Origin of the sequence: Thioalkalivibrio sp. XN279, assembly GCF_011089885.1 — a bacterium.
Lineage (GTDB): Bacteria > Pseudomonadota > Gammaproteobacteria > Steroidobacterales > XN24 > XN24.
Genome location: NZ_JAANBD010000007.1, coordinates 1 through 18,309, shown reverse-complemented (window position 1 = coordinate 18,309; position 18,309 = coordinate 1). Strand labels below are relative to the sequence as shown.

The following is an 18,309-nucleotide window of genomic DNA, read 5'->3' as shown; positions in this document are numbered from 1 at the left end:
CAGCGCAGGGAAACTCAGCCATGCGCCTGGTAGACATCGCCACCCAGCGTCGGGTGACCATTGCCATGTTCACCCTTGCCGTCGTCCTGTTCGGCTTCGTCTCGCTGTCGCGACTCAAGGTCAACCTGCTGCCCGACCTCTCCTACCCCACGCTCACGGTGCGTACCGAGCTCGACGGCAGTGCGCCGCTGGAGGTCGAGAGTCTCCTCACGCGACCCATCGAAGAGGCCGTCGGCACCATCAAGAACATCCGCCAGGTCCGCTCGGTGTCGCGGCCCGGGCAGTCCGACGTGGTGCTCGAGTTCCTGTGGGGCACGGACATGGACATCGCGGGCGTGGAAGTGCGCGAGAAGCTGGACGTGCTGCAACTGCCGCTGGAGGCCAGCCGACCGCTGCTGCTGCGCTTCGACCCATCCAACGAGCCGATCCAGCGGCTCGCGTTCATCTACGAGGCACCAGCCACCGGCATTGACGAGACCGCGCGCCTGCAGGCCCTGCGGCGCTTCGCCGAGGACCGCCTGAAGAACGATATCGAAGCGGTGGAAGGCGTCGCCGCGGTCAAGGTCAGCGGCGGCCTGGAGGACGAGATCCAGGTCCTGGTGGACCAGGAAAAGCTGGCCCAGCTGGGACTCTCCATCCAGGGCGTCGCCGGCCGGCTGCGCGCCGAGAACATCAACCTGTCCGGCGGACGGCTGGAACAGGGCGAACAGCGCTTCCTGGTGCGCACCCTGAACGAGTTCGCCAGTGTGGAGGAGATCGCCGACGCGGTGATCGCGACGCCGGAGGGCCGCCCGCTTTACCTGCGCGACGTGGCCACGGTGACGCGCGGCCACAAGGAGCGCGAGGCCATCACCCGCGTCGACGGCAGCGAAAGCGTGGAGCTGGCCGTTTACAAGGAGGGCGATGCGAACACGGTGCAGGTGGCGCAGCGGGTCAACCAGCGCGTCGAGGCGATGGGCAAGCGACTGCCCGACGGCACCCGGCTGCGCATGGTCTACGACCAGTCGCGTTTCATCTCCAACGCCATCAGCGAGGTGCGCAACGCCGCGCTCGCCGGCGGCCTGCTCGCGGTGCTGGTGCTGTACGCCTTCCTGCGGGACGCGCGCGCGACTTTCATCATCGGCGCCGCGATCCCGGTGTCGGTCATCGGCACCTTCCTGCTGATGTACAGCGCGGACGTGAGCCTCAACATCATGTCGCTCGGCGGTATCGCGCTCGCCATCGGCATGCTGGTGGACAACAGCATCGTGGTGCTGGAAAACATCGTGCGCAAGCGCGAGGAAGGCGCCAGCATCCTGGTCGCGGCGCAGGAAGGCGCCGGCGAAGTGGCAGGCGCGGTGACCGCCGCAACGCTGACCACGGTAGCGGTGTTCTTCCCCATGGTGTTCGTCACGGGCATCGCCGGCCAGCTGTTTCGCGACCAGGCGCTCACCGTGACCTTCGCCCTGCTGTTCTCGCTGCTGGTCGCATTGACGCTGATCCCCATGCTCGCTGCACGCGGCGGCCCCGCACGCTATGCCGCGGACGAGGACGCGGAAAAGGCAGCGGCGCAGCCCGGCCGGGTGACGCGCGGCCTGGCTTTGGTACTGCGCCTCTTCATCCGCCTCGGGCGCGGCATTGCCTGGGCGGCACGATGGGCGATGTGGCCGCTGACATACACCTTCCAGGGCTTCTACAAGCTGGCGGCCCGCGCCTATGCGCCGCTCCTGGCCGGCTCCCTGCGCCATCGCTGGCTGGTGCTGGCGGCAGCGACGGTCGCCTTCGGTTCTACGCTGGCCATCGTGCCGCGGCTGGGCTATGAACTGCTGCCGCAGCTCGCCCAGGGCGAGTTCTACGTCGACGTCCGCCTGCCTGCCGGCTCCCCCATCCAGGCCACCGATGCCGCGATCGCCCGACTGCAGGAGCGTGCGGCCGAACTGCCGGACCTGGAACTAAGCTACTCGGTCGCCGGCACGGGCAACCGCCTCGACGCCAGCCCGGTGGATGCCGGCGAGCACACCGGACGCATCAACTTCAAGCTCGATCCGGCCGGCGGGCGCGAGGCCGAGGCCCGGGCCGTCGCCGCCCTGCGCAGCTCGCTGGAATCGACGCCGGGCATAGCCTACGAGTTCGCGCGCCCCGCCCTGTTCACCCTAAGCACGCCGCTGGAGATCGAGCTCGCCGGCTACGACCTGGACCAGCTGGCCGACTATGCCCGCCAGATCCGTCGCGCGCTGGAGGACTCGCCGCGCTTTGCCGACGTGCGCAGCACCGTCGAACAGGGCAACCCCGAGATCCAGATCGTGTTCGACCAGGAACGCGCCGCGCGACTCGGACTGGTGGTGCGAGACGTGGCCGACATCGTCGTCGCCAAGGTGCGCGGCGAAGTGGCCACGCGCTACACCTGGCGCGACAAGAAGATCGACGTCCTGGTGCGCAGCGTGGATACGCGCGATGCATCGGTGGCCGAGGTCCGCAACCTGATCATCAACCCGGGCAGTGAACGTCCGGTGCCCCTGGAAGCCGTGGCGGACATCCGCCTCGCGGTCGGCCCGGCGGAGATACGCCGGGCGGACCAGTCCCGGGTGGCGATCATCTCTGCCAACCTGGCCTACGGCGACCTGGCCGTGGCCACGCAGGAGCTGGAGCAGATCCTGGCCGGCATCCCCTTCTCGCCCGGGATCGCGGCGGTCATCGCCGGGCAGAGCGCCGAAATGCAGGCGTCGTTCAACTCCATGCTGTTCACCCTGGCGATGGCGGTGTTCCTGGTCTACCTGGTGATGGCCTCGCAGTTCGAGTCCCTGGTCCACCCCTTCGTCATCCTGTTCACCATTCCGCTGGCCCTGGTCGGGGCTGCGTGGGCCCTGTGGCTCACCGGCACGACGGTGAGCGTGGTGGCTTTCATCGGCGTCATCATGCTGGCCGGCATCGTGGTCAATAACGCCATCGTGCTGGTGGATCTCATCAACCAGCTGCGGCGCGCCGGACTGGAAGTCACCGCAGCCATTCTCGAGGCCGGACGGGCGCGCCTGCGGCCGATCCTCATGACCACGTCCACCACCGTCCTCGGCCTGCTGCCGATGGCGCTCGGCTTCGGCGAGGGCGCCGAGGTCCGGGCCCCGATGGCGGTGGCGGTGATCGGGGGCCTGGTGGTGTCCACGCTGCTCACGCTGGTGGTGATCCCGGTGGTGTACTCCCTGCTCGATCGGGGCATACGCGTGGTCGCAGCGGCACCCGCTGAGGCACGGGGATGATCCTCACGCGCGGCGCCATCCAGCGGCCCGTCACCACGGTGATGATCTTCATCGCCCTCGCGGTTGTCGGCGCCATCGCCTCCAGGCTGCTGCCGCTGGAGAAATTCCCGGACATCCAGTTCCCCGGCATTTTCATCAACGTTCCCTACGAGGGTTCGACACCCGAGGAAGTGGAGCGGCTCATCACCCGGCCGGTGGAGGAAGCGCTGGCGACGCTCAGCGGCGTGGAGCGGATGCAGTCCACCTCGAACCAGGACGGCGGGCAGATTTTCCTGCAGTTCGGCTGGGACGAGGACGTGGCGTCCAAGGGAATCGAGGCCCGCGCCAAGGTCGACGCCATCCGCCACCAGCTGCCCGCCGACGTGCGCCGGGTACTGATCTTCACCGGCTCCCTGGGCGACCAGGCGATCCTCAACCTGCGCATCAGCAGCGAGCGCGACCTGTCGGACGCCTACACCATGCTGGACCGGCAGCTGAAGCGCCGCATCGAACGCGTCGAGGGCGTGTCCCGGGTCACGCTCTATGGCGTGGACCAGCGCGAAATCCGCATCCTGCTCGACGCCAACCGGGTAGCTGCGCATGGGGTCGACCTGAACCAGCTGCAGCAACTGCTGCAGCGCGCGAACTTCTCGGTCAGCGCCGGGCGTCTCACGGACGGGGAGCAGCGCTACAGCGTGCGCCCCATCGGCGAGCTCTCCTCCGTGGCCGAGGTGAAGAACATCCTCATCCGCGACAACCTGCGCCTCGGCGACATTGCCGACATCGAGCTGCGCAGCCCGGAGCGCCTCAACGCCCGCCACCTCGACCGCCGTTACTCCATCGGTCTCGACATCTACAAGCAGCCGGGCGCGAACCTGGTCGAAGTGTCCCGCCGGGTGATGCGGGAAGTAAATGCCGCAGCGGACAACCCGCAGATGAAAGGTATCAGCGTCTTTGCCCTGGGCGACCAGGCGGACGGCGTCACCACCTCCCTGTCGGACCTGCTCAGCTCGGGCGCGCTCGGCGCCGTGTTCGCCTTCGGCATCCTCTACCTGTTCCTGCGCCAGGCGGCGACAACCCTGATCGTGGTGGCCTGCGTGCCCTTCTCGATCCTCATCACGCTCGGCGTCATGTACTTCCTCGATATCAGTCTCAACATCCTGTCGATGATGGGCCTGATGCTCGCCATCGGCATGCTGGTGGACAACGCCGTGGTGGTCACGGAGAGCATTTTTCGCCAGCGGCAGCTCGATCCCGACAACCCGCGCGAGGCCACCCTCAGGGGCGTCAGGGAAGTCTGGCTGGCGGTGACGGCCGGGACCCTGACCTCCATCATCGTGTTCGTGCCCATCCTGTTCGGCATCAAGACCAATATCACGGTCTTCCTCACTCATGTCGCGGTGAGCATCGTCGTGGCCATGCTCGCTTCGCTGGTGATGGCGCAGACAGTCGTCCCGATGGTGGCGGCGCGCATCCCCGCCCCACCGCTGCCCAGCGCGGGTTCCTGGATGACGCGCCTCACCGGTCGCTATGCACGCGCGCTGGAATGGACGCTGCGGCACCGCTGGTGGACCGGGCTCGCTGCCGTCCTGATCGTGGCCAGCGTCGCCATCCCGCTCAAGCAGGTGAAATTCGACACCTTTCCGCAGGAGGCCGGCCGCCAGCTCCTGCTGCAGTACAACGTCAAGGAAAAATACCCCCTGGAGCAGATGAAGCAGGCCGTCGATCTGATCGAGGAATACCTGTATGCAAACCAGGAAGAGTTCGACATCCGCTCGGTCTACAGCTTCTACGAGGAAGGCCGCGCGCAGAGCACGCTGCTGTTGCACGACGGCGACGAGGCCCGCGTGCCCACCGGCGAAATCATCGAGCGGGTGATGGAGAACCTGCCGGAGATCGTCATCGGCCGACCGTCCTTCGAGTTCAACGCCCAGGGTGGCGACGAGAGTTTCAGCCTGCAGCTGTCGGGCGAATCGACCGAGGTGCTGGCCCGGATCGCACCGGAGGTGGTGCGGCTGCTGGGGACGATCGAGGGACTCACGGAAGTGCGCGCCGATATCGGCAACGGGGACCGGGAAGTCAGGGTCCGCGTCGATCGCGAGCGTGCTGTGCAGCTGGGCCTGACCCCGCAGTCGGTGGCCTCCTCCGTCGCGGTGGCCCTGCGCGGCCAGCAGCTGCGCGATTTCCGCGGCCGCGACGGGGAGATCAAGGTGCGCATCGCCTTTCGCGAGAACGACCGGCAGAGCATCGAGCAGCTCGCCAACCTGCCGCTGTACACACCCGATGGCGGCCTGGTGCCGCTCGGCTCGGTGGCCGAATTCGAGGTCAGTCGCGGCTACGAGCAGATCCGCCGCATCGATCGCGTCACCGCCGTGGTCATCAACGCCAACCTCGACGGCAAGTCGCTCGACGAACTGCGCCCCGCGATCAAGGACCTGATGGACGCGTACCAGCTGCCACCCGGGTACAGCTGGCAGTTCGGGCGCGGGTTCCAGCAGGCCGACCAGACCCAGCAGGTCATGATGCAGAACATCCTGCTGGCCATCGCGCTGATCTTCCTGGTCATGGCGGCGCTGTTCGAGTCGACCGTCTATCCGCTGTCGATCATCACCTCGATCGGCTTTTCGATCATCGGCGTGTTCTGGTTCTTCATGCTGACCGGGACCACGTTCTCGTTCATGGCCACCATCGGCATCATGATCCTGGTGGGCGTGGTGGTGAACAACGGCATCGTCCTCGTCGACCACGTGAACAACCTCAGGCGCGCAGGCCTGGAGCGTGACGAGGCGCTGGTGCAGGCCGGCCGCGATCGCTTGCGTCCCATCCTCATGACGGTAGCGACCACCATCCTCGGGCTGCTGCCGCTGGCGCTCAGCGCCACCAAGGTCGGCGGCGACGACGTGGGCGCGCCGGCCTACTTCCCGATGGCGCGCGCCATCATCGGCGGGCTCGGTTTCTCGACCGTGACTTCACTTCTGCTGGTGCCCTGGACCTACGCCATCATCGATGATGCGGGTCGCTGGGTGCGCCGCCTGCGGCGCAGCGCCGCGAGTCGTGCGCCGGCAACGACCGAGGTCGCGGCGCCCCTCAGGGAATGAGCGCGTCGTAGATACCCCAGTATTCTTCAGCCAGCACGTTGACCTCGATGGGGACGCGGCGCCGCACGCCGCTGGCGGGATTCAAGGTCGGCACATCGATGCGGGCCACGGATGACGCCATCGGCACCGTCTCGCGTTCGCTGCGATACTCGGCCTCCTGCGCCAGCAGCTGTCCGCGGGCCTCCACCGCCTCCGGGGCGGGCACGCTGGGTCCCAGCGTGGCCAGCGCCTCGCGCACCTTGCCGATGAGCACCTTGCACTCAGCCTCAGAACCGTAGCGCATCTCCTGCACCGTGTTCAGGTTGGCGTCGCGCGCCTTGCGCGCCAGCTCGTCGGTGGTGAAATGCAGGTAGAGCTCCTGCGCCGCAGCGATCAGGCGCAGGTTGATGTCGCGCTTGGCGCTGATCTCCAGCCCGGCAAACTCCGGCCAGGGCTCGGCGTTCACGGCGGCGCGGCGGTCCTGCAGTTCCGCCAGCCGCAGGCGCGCTGACTCCAGCTCGCCCTGGCGCTGCGCCAGCTGCTCGGCGATACGCCGGCGGCGGAAGTAAGCCCACAGCTGTTGCGACCCCTCGAACTCCTTGCGCAACGCGTTGCGCCGCTCCAGTCGTTCCTCGACCTCGTCCTGCGCCTGCGCCAGCTGCTGGTCCAGCCCGGCGAGCTGCCGTTGCTTGCGCTGGTTGAAGCGCATGAGTTCCTCGCGACGCTGCCGCTCTTCGTGCCGTCCGCGCAGCTCGGCGGAAATCGCCTGCAGTCGCTCCTGGCAGGCGCGCCAGAGCGCACGCAACTGGAAGTACACCAGGGCCGTATAACCGGTATCAGGACGGGCCAGCAGCTGTTCAATGGCCTGGAAGCGCTCTTCCGCGCGGCGCGTGGCCGCCTCCTGGCTGGCAAGGCGCTCCTCGGCGAGGCGCAGGGACTTCTGCAGGTCGGCGAATGCCTTCTTCAGCTCCGCCCGGTTGCGGAACAGGTTGAGGAGGCGATCGTCATCGATCTCCTCCTCGCGTCCCACGCGCTTCAGCGCACGCCGCGCGAGGCTGTCGCCGTCTTCACTCATGCCCCGGTCGCCCCTGCAGCAGACATCGACGGGCTCAACCCGCCGCGGCGACGCGCGCGCCGCCCGGGCGGAACCTGTGGCCGTGATCGTGGCAGTACTCCAGCCACTTGTTGAGCATGTTGTTGCGCGCCCAGCGCCGTCCCAGTTCGTCGCCCGGCGCGGTGTCGAAACGGCGCAACGCATGGTGCAGGTGGTGCGGCCGGCAGGCCATGGCCTCGGCCAGCCCGGCGTCGTGGTAGACGCGGATCGTGAGATCCGGGTCGGCCACCCGCTCGCCGCCCTCGTCGAAGAAATAGGTCAGGCGCAGCGTGGTGGTGTACGGACTCGCCTCGAGCAGCTGCAGGCACAACGGCAGGTCGCCGCGGGGACGGGACCACTGGCACGCCGGCAGGTCGTCCAGGTCCTCGAGCAGCCAGTGCAGCCGCAGGTAGTTACTCTCGTACAGATGCATCAGCGCGGTGAAGCTGCCCGGCTGCGTCGGGCACGGCAAAGCGATGGAGCCGTCTGCTATCATGCGCGGCAATATAGCACAGGGAATTCACCTCTCTCGCGGCAAGGAGAGCCCGGAAAATGGACGTGCGTCGCATTCCTACAGAACCGTTTGACGACCAGCGTCCCGGCACCGCCGGGTTGCGCAAAAAGGTGTCGCGTTTTCGCGAGCCGAACTACCTGGAGAACTTTCTCCAGTCCGTGTTCGATGCTGCCGGTGATTTCCGCGGCGCCACGCTGGTGGCGGGCGGCGACGGCCGCTACTGGAATGCCGAGGCGCTCGAGCGGCTGTTCAGCATCGCCGCGGGCAACGGCGTACGCCGCATCGTCGTGGGCCGACAGGGCATGCTCTCCACCCCGGCAGCCTCCCACCTCATTCGCCTGCGCGGGGCGGCGGGAGGGTTCCTGCTCACCGCCAGCCACAACCCCGGCGGTCCCGACGGCGACTTCGGCGTCAAGTTCGACACCGCCAACGGCGGCCAGGCCCCCGAGGCGCTCACCGAAGCCGTATGGCGCCGCTCGCTGGAAATCCGCGAGTACCGCGTGGCGGACGTCGCAGCGGTCGACCTCGACGAGCTCGGCGTGCAGCAGGCCGGCCCGCTGGAAGTCGAAGTCGTAGACCCTGTCGCCGACTACGCCGCACTGATGGAGCAGCTGTTCGATTTCGAACGCATCCGGGCCCTGCTCGGCAACGGTCGTTTCCGCATGCGCTTTGACGCGCTCAATGCGGTGACGGGGCCCTACGCAGTCGAGATCCTCGAGCGGCGGCTCGGCGCCCCTGCGGGCACCGTGGTGAACGCGGTCCCGCTGCCCGACTTCGGCGGGCTCCACCCCGATCCCAACCCCGTCGATGCGGCGCACCTCGTGGCATGGATGAGCGGCCCGGGCGCCGGCGACCTCGCCGCCGCATCCGACGGCGATGGCGACCGCAACATGATCGTCGGGCGGGACATGATGGTGAGCCCCGGCGACAGCCTGGCGCTGCTGGCCGAGCATGCCCGCGAGGTGCCGGGCTATGCGGCCGGGCTGGCCGGCATCGCGCGTTCCATGCCCACCAGCCGCGCCGTCGACCGCGTGGCGGAGGCGCTCGGCGTGCCCTGCTTCGAGACGCCCACCGGCTGGCGCTTCTTCTGCAACCTGCTGGACGCCGGGCGCGTGGACTTGTGCGGCGAAGAAAGCTTCGGCACCAGCTCCAGCCATGCGCGCGAGAAAGACGGGCTTTGGGCCGTGCTGTTCTGGCTCAATCTCGTCGCCGTGACCGGACGCCCGGTGGCGGGCCTGGTGCAGGACCACTGGCGCCGTTTCGGCCGTCATGCCTTCGCCCGGCATGACTGGTTCATCGCCGACGGCGCCGTGGCAGCGGGGATCATGGCGGGGCTCGAAGGTCGCCTCGCGGAACTCACTGGACAGGCCCTGGCGGGCGCGCGCGTGACGCGCGCGGACAGCTTCACCTACACGGACCCGATCGACGGCAGCGTCTCCGCGGGCCAGGGGCTGCGCGTGTTCCTCGACGACGGCTCGCGCCTCGTGTACCGCCTGTCGGGGACCGGCACCCAGGGTGCGACGCTACGGATCTACCTCGAGCGCTATCTCGCGCCCACCGCGGACCACGGCGGGAGCGGGCCCGAATTGACCGCGGCGCTTGGCAGCGCGGCGGCACGGCTCGCCAGGATTCCGGCGCTCACCGGGATCGAGGCGCCGGCCGGTATCATCTAGCCGGCACCGCCTTCCTGCAGCCGGTTCAGCAGCCCGGTGCGGTCGAGCACGGCGCTGGCGATCTCCTCGACCGAGCTTTCCGTGGTGTCGATGTGATCGATGCCGTAGCGCGTAAACAGGGCCTCGGCCGAACGCAGTTCGAAGCTCACCTGCCGGGCCGAGGCGTACTTGCTCTCGGGCCTGCGCTCGTGCCGGATCTGCTGTAGCCGCTGTGGCTTGATGGTGAGGCCGAACAGCCGGTCCTTGTGACGCACCAGGGGCGGCGGCAGCTTGCATTGCTCGAACTCTTCCTCCGTGAGCGGGTAATTCGCTGCATACACCCCGTAGCGCAACGCCATGTACAGGCAGGTCGGCGTCTTGCCGGAGCGCGACACGCCGACCAGGATGATGTCGGCCTTGCTGTAGTCCCGCGTGGTGGAGCCGTCGTCGTGCTCGAGGGCATAGTTCATGGCGTCGATGCGCCGGGTGTAGGAACGCTGGTCCGCGACGCCGTGGGCCTTGCCGGTGGCGTGACTCGACGCGCGGCCCAGCTCGCGCTCCATCGGACCTATGAAAGCACCGAAGAAGTCAAGCACAAGTCCCTGACTTTCCTCGATAATTGCGCGTAACTCGTCCTGCACCATGGTGGCGAAGACGATCGGCCTGGCGCCTTCGACCTCGGCCGTCAGGTTGATGCGTCGTACGCATTCTTTCGCCTTGTCACGGGTGTTGATAAATGGCACAGTCACGCCGCGAAATTTGAGCCCGTCGAACTGCGTCAGCAGGCTGTGGCCAAGGGTCTCGGATGTGACGCCGGTCTGGTCCGAGACGAAGAAAACAGTGCGATGATTCATGTGCTGATCCGTTCGACGGGGCAGTGCGCATTGTCCTTTCCCGGGGAAGGGAAACTCAAGGGGGCCACGGTGGAACAGTACATCCTGAAGCTGGACGAACTCGGCATGGGCGACGTCGAGCGCGTCGGCGGCAAGAACGCGTCTCTGGGCGAGATGCTCGCCAACCTCGAAGGCCTGGGCGTGACGGTGCCTGACGGCTTCGCCACGACCGCCGCCGCCTACCGCGACTTCATGGCGCAGGAGGGCCTCGCCGACAGGATCCGCGAAGTCCTCCAGGACCTCGACGTGGACGACGTCGACAAGCTGGTCGAGACCGGCGCTGCCATACGCCAGTGGATCAAGGAGACGCCGCTGCAGCCGCGGCTGAACGAAGAGATTCGCAAGGCCTGGGACGAGATGGCGGGCGGGCGTGACATCGCCGTCGCCGTCCGCTCCTCCGCGACCGCCGAAGACCTGCCGGAAGCCAGCTTCGCCGGGCAGCAGGAGACCTACCTCAACGTGCGCGGCATCGCCCAGGTGATCGAGCGCATCCATGACGTGTTCGCCTCGCTGTTCAACGACCGCGCCATCGCCTACCGCGTGCACCACGGCTTCGACCATTCCCAGGTGGCCCTGTCTGCCGGCATCCAGCACATGGTGCGCAGCGACACCGGCGCCAGCGGCGTGATGTTCACGCTCGACACCGAGTCCGGCTTCCGCGACGTGGTGTTCATCACCGCGTCCTGGGGGCTCGGCGAGATGGTCGTGCAGGGTGCCGTCAACCCCGACGAGTTCTACGTCTACAAGCCCGCTCTGGCGGCGGGCAAGCGCGCCCTGCTGCGCAAGACCCTGGGCAGCAAGGCCATCAAGATGGTCCATGGCGACGACGGCCACGGCACCCGCACCATCGATGTGCCGACCGCGGACCGCGGCCGCTTCTGCCTCGACGAGGCGGACGTCGAGACCCTCGCGCGCCACGCCGTGGCGATCGAAAAGCACTACGGCGCGCCGATGGACATCGAATGGGGCAAGGACGGCGGCGACGGCAAGCTCTACATCCTGCAGGCGCGGCCCGAGACCGTGCAGAGCCGCCAGGGGCGCTCCATCCTGCGCTTCAAGCTGAAAGACCGCTCCACGGTGATCGCCACGGGCCGCAGCATCGGCCAGCGCATCGGTGCAGGCACGGCGCGCATCATCAGCGACGTGAAAGAAATGAACCGGGTGCAGCCCGGCGACGTGCTCGTGGCCGACATGACCGATCCCGACTGGGAACCGGTGATGAAGCGCGCCGCGGCCATCGTCACCAACCGCGGCGGGCGTACCTGCCATGCCGCCATCATCGCGCGCGAGCTCGGCATCCCGGCCGTGGTCGGCTGCGGCGACGCCACAGACAAGGTCCAGGACGGCAAGCCCGTCACCGTATCCTGCGCCGAGGGTGACACCGGTTTCATCTTCGACGGCCGCCTCGATTACGAGGAGCAGACCATCGAGCTGGACAGCATGCCCGACATCCCGGTCAAGATCATGATGAACGTCGGCAACCCCGACCGTGCCTTCGACTTCGCCGGCATCCCGCACCGCGGGGTCGGCCTGGCGCGCCTCGAGTTCATCATCAACCGCATGATCGGCGTGCATCCGCGCGCCCTGCTCGAGTTCGACTCGCTGTCCGACGACCTCAAGCACACTATCTCGCAGCAGATGGCGGGCTACGACGACCCGGTGGAGTTCTTCGTCGAGAAGCTGGCCGAGGGCATCAGCACCATCGGCGCCGCCTTTGCGCCGCACCCGGTGATCGTGCGCCTGTCCGACTTCAAGTCCAACGAGTACGCCAACCTCATCGGCGGCCGCGAGTACGAACCCCACGAGGAAAACCCGATGCTGGGCTTCCGCGGCGCATCACGCTACGTCGCCGAGAGCTTCCGGCCGTGCTTCGAGCTGGAATGCCGCGCGCTCAGGCGGGTGCGCGAGGAGATGGGCCTGGAGAACGTGCAGGTCATGGTGCCCTTCGTGCGCACCGTGGCGGAGGCGAAGAAAGTGGTCGAACTGCTCGCCGCCAACGGCCTCGAGCGCGGCAAGCACGGCCTCAAGCTCATCATGATGTGCGAGATCCCGTCGAACGCCCTGCTGGCGGAAGAGTTCCTGGAGTATTTCGACGGCATGTCGATCGGTTCCAACGACATGACCCAGCTGACGCTCGGCCTGGACCGCGACTCGAGCATCATCGCCGACCTGTTCGACGAGCGCGACGGCGCCGTGAAGGCGCTGCTGCACATGGCGATCTCCGCCTGCCGCAAGCAGGGCAAGTACATCGGCATCTGCGGCCAGGGCCCGTCGGACCACGCCGACTTCGCGCAGTGGCTGTTGGAAGAGGGCATCGAGAGCATCTCGCTCAATCCCGATACGGTGGTCGAGACCTGGATGTTCCTCGCCGGGCAGGCCGTCGGCTGACCGACCGTTTGGCCGCGGGACCGCGCGGCGGTGCTCCCCGCGTGACCGCGCGGCGCCATGACACAGGCCCCTCTCGGTTAATGAGATGCCCTCGAGTGGCCTGTGTCATGCCGCTCGCGCTACGTTGCAGGAATGGTCAGCCTTCCCTCACCGCGTCGCGGCTCGGGCGGGCTGGACGGCGCCTGTCTCGAGTAGTGCAACCCCCCGCGTCGGGCCCACGTCACGCGTCACTCGAGGGCATCTCATTAACCGAGAGGGACGCGTGACGTGGGTACGGCGCGCATGACAGGCGCCCGGCGCGGACCGTGGCTGAATCGCCGGCCCTGGGCGGTGAGGCGTCTAGAGGTCGCCCCAGCCCGAGCGGCGCCGCCAGCGAATCCGCGGCAGCACGATGCCGAGCACCAGGCCGAGCAGAAGCACGCCCGCCCCGGCCACGAACCAGTCGCGCTGGGTATTGCGCTTGAGCTCGGCGATCTCGGCGCGCAGCAAGGTGCCGTCCTGTTCCGCCGCCGCGACGCGCGTGCGCAGTTCGCGGTTGGCGTTATCCAGTTCGACGGCCGAGGCGGAAACACGCCGGATGCGCTCCAGCTCCGAGCGCACTTCAGCGAGCTCGCTCTCGAGGCCGTCGCGTTGCGCCTGCAGCGCGTCCCGCTCGCCGCTCAAGGCTTCGACCTGCGCTGCCAGGTCAGTGACCCTCAGCTCGAGACTGGAAGCGCCTTCCGTGGCGGCCGCGAGCCGGTCGCGCGCGGCCGGCTGGTCCATGAGGTACCGGGCCAGCACCCAGCCCTCCGTGCCGTCCGGGGTGCGCACGCGCGCATAGCCGCTGGCGCTGTCGCGTTCCAGCACTTCCAGGCGCGTGCCGCTGGGCAGCATGCGGACGATGGAGTGCTGGGTGGAGGTGCCCGTGCGCAGCGTAATCTCGAGGCGGTCCGACACGTAGCGCGTCTCGGCCAGGGCGGTACTGGCGAGACACACCAGCAGCATCAGGGTCAGGATTCGGCCGATCATGGCAACCAGGCGCTCTTCGTAGGGCGGGCAGGCATCATAACCGAAACCCCGCCCCGGCCGTCGAGAGCAGGCCGGGCAACGTGTCGAGGTCGACGTTGCCGCCGGACACCACGACGCCGACGCGGGCACCGCGCGCAGCCATGCGCCCCGAGAGCAGCGCCGCCAGGGGCACTGCGGAGGACGGCTCGATGACGATCTTGAGCACTTCCCATACCAGCCGCATGGCCGCGACGATCTCGGCCTCCTCGACGCGCACCACCTCGTCGACGAGGGTGGAGATCAGGGCCCAGTTGCGCGCCCCGATGGAGGCGCGCAGGCCGTCCGCAACCGTGTCGACCTGCTCCAGGCGGACGCGCCGGCCAGACTGCATCGACTGCCAGCAATCGTCGGCGCCGGCCGGTTCTCCCGCCACCACGCGCATGTCCGGCCGACGGTCGCGCGCCACCAGTGCGCAGCCGGACAACAAGCCGCCCCCGCCGACCGGCGACAGCAGCATGTCCAGCCCGCTCACCTGGTCGAGCAACTCGCACGCCACCGTGCCCTGGCCGGCGATGACCCGATCGTCGTCATAGGGGTGCACCACGGTGGCGCCACACTCCGCCACCAGTGCCGCAAGGCTTTGTTCCCGGTTGCTCAGCCCCGGCTCGCATTCCACCACCCGCGCGCCGTAGCGCTCGATGGCACGCCGCTTGAAGCCGGATGCATCGCGCGGCACGACGACCCAGGCGGGAATACCGCGGGTGCGCGCAGCCAGCGCCAGCGCGGCGCCGTGATTGCCCGAGGAATGCGTGGCGACTCCCCGCGCCGCGGCCTCCTCCTGCAGCGACAGCACGGCGTTGAACGCGCCGCGGGCCTTGAAGGCGCCGCCAACCTGGAAGTTCTCGCACTTGAAGAACAGGCGCGCGCCGGCCATCTCGTCGAGGCGCTGCGAGGTCATCACCGGCGTGCGGTGCACGAAAGGGCGAATCCGCTCGGCAGCGGCGTAGACATCGCTTGCGAACATGCCCGGGTTCATTTCTTCCGCCATACCAGCACCCTGTTGTTGGCCGGCATCGGTTCCACCGCCTCCAGGTCGAAGCCCGCCACGGCGGCCACCTGCAGCAACCAGCCGAGGTCCCGCACCCCCATGCCGGTGCCCCGCGCCCGCAGGTCGGCGTCGAAGGCCTCGTTGCCCGCGCTGACATGGCGACCCTGTTCCATGAATGGACCGTAGAGGCAGAACGGCGCGCCTGCAGGCAGCCGACGGCCGAGGCCCGCGAACATGGCGACGACTGCGGGCTCGGGCATGATGTGTGCGGTGTTGGCGCTGAAGGCGGCGTCGACAGCACCGAGCTCCGGCCAGGGCTCGTCGCGCACGTCGAGGCGCAGCGGCCCCTCGAGGTTGGGCGCCCCGCTCGCCTCGACCCAGGCTCGGATGGCGGCGTGGTTCTCAGCGAGATCGGTGGTGAGCCAGGCCAGCGCGGGCAGGCGCGGCGCGAACCAGGCCGCGTGCTGGCCGGTACCGCTGCCGATTTCCACCACGCGCCGGCGATCAGCAAGCAGGGGCCGGATGCATTGCAGGATCGGCTCGCGGTTGCGCTCGCAAGCCGGAGAGCAGGGCAAGGCGTTCATAGCGGCCGGAACAGGTGCTCGCGGTAGTAGCGCAGCTCCTCGATGGAGTCGCGGATGTCCTGCAGCGCCAGGTGGCTGGACTGCTTGTGGAAGCCGGTCGCGACCTCCGGCGCCCAGCGCCGGGCCAGCTCCTTGAGGGTGCTCACGTCGAGGTTGCGATAGTGAAAAAAGCGCTCGAGCTCGGGCATCCAGCGCGCGAGGAAGCGCCGGTCCTGGCAGATGCTGTTGCCGCACATCGGCGACGCGCCCGGCTCCGCATGCCGCGCCAGGAAGGTCAGCGTGGCCAGCTCCGCGTCGCGCTCGCTGGCCCGGCTGCGCCGCACGCGGTCGGTCAGGCCCGAGCCGCCGTGCTGGCGCGTGTTCCACTCGTCCATGCCCTGCAGCGCCGCCTCGTCCTGGTGCACGGCGATGACAGGGCCCTCCGCCAGCACGTTGAGTTGCTTGTCCGTGACCACGGTGGCAATCTCGATGATTCGGTCGCGGCCCGGGTCCAGCCCGGTCATCTCCAGGTCGATCCAGACCAGGTTATCGGCGTCTTTCATAGCTTCGGCAGGTAGCCTCTTTTGCAGTCGAGGAATTCTAGCAGAGCGGCCCCGCCCGCCTCCGGCGCGGACCTGGTCGATGGCCGCGTGGTGGCCTCCTACGGCCAGCGTCTCGTGGTGGAGGACGCGGCCGGACAGCATCATCCCGCGTTCGTGGCAAGGCGCGGGCTGCGCCTGGTGTGCGGCGACCGGGTGCGCTGGCTGGCCGAGGGCGACACGGGCGATCGCGCCGTGGTGGAGCGCCTGCCGCGGCACTCCGAGCTGACGCGGCCCGATTCGCGCGGCCGCGGCGAAGTGCTCGCCGCCAACATCACCCAGCTGGTGGTGGTGTGCGCGCCGCGGCCCGGGCCCGATCCTTACATCATCGATCGCTACCTCGCGGCCGCCGAGGTCATGGACGTCGCCGCCGCGATCGTGTGCAACAAGGCGGACCTGCCAGACAGCGTCCCCGCGGGACTGCTGGAGGAATTCGCCACCCTCGGATACCCCGTGCTGCTGGCCAGCGCCGCGGCCGGCTCGGGCCTGGATGCGCTCCGGGCCTGCCTCGCCGGCCACAGCAGCATCCTGGTGGGACAGTCAGGGGTCGGCAAGTCATCGCTGCTCAACGCCCTGGTACCGGACGTAGAGCTGGCCACGGCGGGCATCTCGCATGCAACCGGCGAGGGGCGGCACCGCACCACCGCGACCACGCTCCATGCCCTGCCCGGCGGCGGCGAGTTGCTCGACTCCCCCGGCGTACGCGACTTCGCGCCGGCGCTGGACGACCCGCGCCTGGCGGCACTCGGCTTCAGGGAGATCGTCGCCGCCGCCGGCGAGTGCCGGTTTGCCAACTGCAGGCACATGCGGGAACCCGGATGCGCGGTGAAAGCGGGCGTGGAGAGCGGCGCGATCGCGCCCAGGCGTTACGAAAGCTACCGGCGGCTGCTGCGCCTCACCGAGGACCTGCAGCGCCGCGGCTAGATCTTCTGGCGCCCCGCGAAGGCGTGGGCCAGCGTGCCGCTGTCGACATACTCCAGCTCGCCGCCCATCGGCACCCCGTGCGCGATGCGACTGGCGCCGATGCCGCGCCGCGCACACAGCTCGGCGATGTAGTGCGCCGTCGCCTCCCCCTCGACCGTCGGATTCGTGGCCAGGATCACCTCGCTCACGCCGCCCTCGTCGAGGATGGCCTCGAGCGCATCCAGGCCCAGCTCGGCCGGGCCGATCCCGTCGAGCGGCGACAGGTGGCCCATGAGCACGAAATACCTGCCCCCGTAACCCGAACCGGTTTCCACCGCCACCACGTCCGCCGGCGTTTCGACCACGCACAACAGGCCCGCGTCGCGCGACGGCGCGCGGCAGGTCTCGCACAGCTCGGTCTCGGTGAACATGCGACAGCGCCGGCAGCGCCCCACCCCGTCCAGCGCCGCGTCGAGCGCGCGGGCCAGCGCCGCGGCGCCCTCGCGGTCCTTTTCCAGCAGGTGAAAAGCGATGCGCTGCGCGGAGCGCGGCCCGACACCGGGCAGGCGGCGCAAGGCCTCGATCAGGCCGGCGAGTCGGGGCGGATAGCGCATGCGGATCTCAGAACGGCAGCTTCATCCCGGGCGGGAGCCCCAGCCCGGATGTCATGCCGGAGTACTTTTCCTGCACCGTGCGCTCGACCTTGCGCAGGGCGTCGTTCACGGCCGCCGCGACCAGGTCCTCGAGCATCTCCCGGTCGTCGCCGACCAGTTCGGGATCGATGACGATCCCGCGCACCTCGTGCTTGCAGCTCATGGTCACCTTGACCATGCCGCCGCCCGCCTCGCCGACCACCTCGATTGCCGCCAGCTCCTCCTGGGCCTTCTGCATGTTCTCCTGCATCTGCTGGGCCTGGCGCATGAGTTGTCCGAGTTGACCTTTCATCAGTACGTATCCTCTCTACTCTTCTGTGCTCAATCCGCGGGGCGGATGCTGTCATCGTCCACGGTGGCGTCGAATACCTTCTCGAGCTCTTTCACCAGCGGGTCCGTGGCGATGGCTGCCGCCGCGCCCCGCTGCCGCTCCGCAGCCGCACGCCGCTCCCGCTCCGCCGGGGTTTCGTCTACCGGGCGCGAGAAGTCGAGCTGCAAGCGCAGTTCGGTGCGGAAATAGCCCGCCAGCGCTTCCCGCAGCCGCTCCTGCTGCGCCGGCGTGGCAAGAATCTCGTGCGCGCGATCGATTTCCAGCCGCACCAGGCTGCCCTCCCGGCCCACCAGGCTGCAGTGCCGCGCCAGCTGGCGGGTGGCGCCGCCGAGTTTCATGCGCTCGATCATGTCCTCCCACGACTCGCCCTCGGGCGGCGCTGCGGCGGCGGCCGGG

Annotated in this window: 15 protein-coding genes; 5 read left to right on the top strand and 10 right to left on the bottom strand. The window is 68.7% G+C overall.

Annotation, left to right across the window (positions count from 1 at the left end):
• Nucleotides 1-20: 20 nt before the first annotated feature.
• Both G8346_RS01195 and G8346_RS01190 read left to right on the top strand, forming a co-directional pair.
• Nucleotides 21-3,233, top strand: coding sequence for an efflux RND transporter permease subunit (locus G8346_RS01195; protein WP_166047393.1), 3,213 nt, complete (start codon nucleotides 21-23; stop codon nucleotides 3,231-3,233).
• Nucleotides 3,230-6,310 carry an efflux RND transporter permease subunit gene (locus G8346_RS01190; protein ID WP_166047391.1) on the top strand — a complete coding sequence of 1,027 codons (3,081 nt, stop codon included), beginning with the start codon at nucleotides 3,230-3,232 and terminating at the stop codon, nucleotides 6,308-6,310. Before G8346_RS01195 ends, G8346_RS01190 begins: the two co-directional genes overlap by 4 nt.
• On the opposite strand, the gene G8346_RS01185 is transcribed toward G8346_RS01190, so the two are convergent.
• Nucleotides 6,300-7,364 (bottom strand): hypothetical protein, encoded by a 1,065-nt coding sequence (locus G8346_RS01185; protein ID WP_166047389.1) that lies wholly within the window; start codon nucleotides 7,362-7,364, stop codon nucleotides 6,300-6,302. The two genes, G8346_RS01190 and G8346_RS01185, sit on opposite strands and share 11 nt — an antisense overlap.
• Before the next feature lie 34 nt (nucleotides 7,365-7,398).
• Nucleotides 7,399-7,878: a DUF1249 domain-containing protein gene (locus tag G8346_RS01180; protein WP_166047387.1), complete on the bottom strand. Its 480-nt coding sequence runs from the start codon at nucleotides 7,876-7,878 to the stop codon at nucleotides 7,399-7,401.
• A 56-nt stretch (nucleotides 7,879-7,934) separates the two neighbouring features.
• Between G8346_RS01180 and G8346_RS01175 the strand changes: the two genes are divergently transcribed.
• Nucleotides 7,935-9,569 (top strand): alpha-D-glucose phosphate-specific phosphoglucomutase, encoded by a 1,635-nt coding sequence (locus G8346_RS01175; RefSeq protein WP_166047385.1) that lies wholly within the window; start codon nucleotides 7,935-7,937, stop codon nucleotides 9,567-9,569.
• Here G8346_RS01175 and G8346_RS01170 read toward each other — a convergent pair.
• A complete protein-coding gene (locus G8346_RS01170) occupies nucleotides 9,566-10,402 on the bottom strand; it encodes a pyruvate, water dikinase regulatory protein (RefSeq protein WP_166047384.1) in 837 nt (278 codons plus the stop codon). The genes G8346_RS01175 and G8346_RS01170 overlap by 4 nt on opposite strands.
• Before the next feature lie 69 nt (nucleotides 10,403-10,471).
• Here G8346_RS01170 and ppsA point away from each other — a divergent pair, with 69 nt between their 5' ends.
• On the top strand, nucleotides 10,472-12,829 hold the full coding sequence (gene ppsA / locus G8346_RS01165) for a phosphoenolpyruvate synthase (RefSeq protein ID WP_166047382.1): 2,358 nt from the start codon (nucleotides 10,472-10,474) through the stop codon (nucleotides 12,827-12,829).
• A 339-nt stretch (nucleotides 12,830-13,168) separates the two neighbouring features.
• On the opposite strand, the gene G8346_RS01160 is transcribed toward ppsA, so the two are convergent.
• The 4 genes from G8346_RS01160 to orn are packed head-to-tail and all read right to left on the bottom strand — an operon-like array spanning nucleotide 13,169 to nucleotide 15,990.
• Nucleotides 13,169-13,837 carry a TIGR04211 family SH3 domain-containing protein gene (locus G8346_RS01160; protein WP_166047379.1) on the bottom strand — a complete coding sequence of 223 codons (669 nt, stop codon included), beginning with the start codon at nucleotides 13,835-13,837 and terminating at the stop codon, nucleotides 13,169-13,171.
• Nucleotides 13,838-13,871: 34 nt separating this feature from the next.
• Nucleotides 13,872-14,840 carry a pyridoxal-phosphate dependent enzyme gene (locus tag G8346_RS01155; RefSeq protein ID WP_240901231.1) on the bottom strand — a complete coding sequence of 323 codons (969 nt, stop codon included), beginning with the start codon at nucleotides 14,838-14,840 and terminating at the stop codon, nucleotides 13,872-13,874.
• Nucleotides 14,841-14,848: 8 nt separating this feature from the next.
• Complete coding sequence (locus tag G8346_RS01150) at nucleotides 14,849-15,448, bottom strand: DUF938 domain-containing protein (protein ID WP_166047375.1); 600 nt, start codon at nucleotides 15,446-15,448, stop codon at nucleotides 14,849-14,851.
• On the bottom strand, nucleotides 15,445-15,990 hold the full coding sequence (gene orn, locus G8346_RS01145; RefSeq protein ID WP_166047374.1) for an oligoribonuclease: 546 nt from the start codon (nucleotides 15,988-15,990) through the stop codon (nucleotides 15,445-15,447). Before orn ends, G8346_RS01150 begins: the two co-directional genes overlap by 4 nt.
• 87 nt (nucleotides 15,991-16,077) lie before the next feature.
• Here orn and rsgA point away from each other — a divergent pair, with 87 nt between their 5' ends.
• The gene (gene rsgA / locus G8346_RS01140) at nucleotides 16,078-16,950 is read left to right on the top strand and encodes a ribosome small subunit-dependent GTPase A (RefSeq protein ID WP_166047372.1); all 873 of its coding nucleotides are present in this window, start codon (nucleotides 16,078-16,080) and stop codon (nucleotides 16,948-16,950) included.
• On the opposite strand, the gene recR is transcribed toward rsgA, so the two are convergent.
• The 3 genes from recR to G8346_RS01125 all read right to left on the bottom strand — a co-directional run.
• Nucleotides 16,947-17,543, bottom strand: coding sequence for a recombination mediator RecR (gene recR / locus G8346_RS01135; protein WP_166047371.1), 597 nt, complete (start codon nucleotides 17,541-17,543; stop codon nucleotides 16,947-16,949). The two genes, rsgA and recR, sit on opposite strands and share 4 nt — an antisense overlap.
• 7 nt (nucleotides 17,544-17,550) lie before the next feature.
• Nucleotides 17,551-17,877: a YbaB/EbfC family nucleoid-associated protein gene (locus tag G8346_RS01130; RefSeq protein ID WP_166047537.1), complete on the bottom strand. Its 327-nt coding sequence runs from the start codon at nucleotides 17,875-17,877 to the stop codon at nucleotides 17,551-17,553.
• A gap of 26 nt (nucleotides 17,878-17,903) precedes the next feature.
• Nucleotides 17,904-18,309 (bottom strand): DNA polymerase III subunit gamma/tau C-terminal domain-containing protein (locus tag G8346_RS01125; RefSeq protein ID WP_304940776.1); only part of this gene is annotated, 406 nt, incomplete at its 5' end.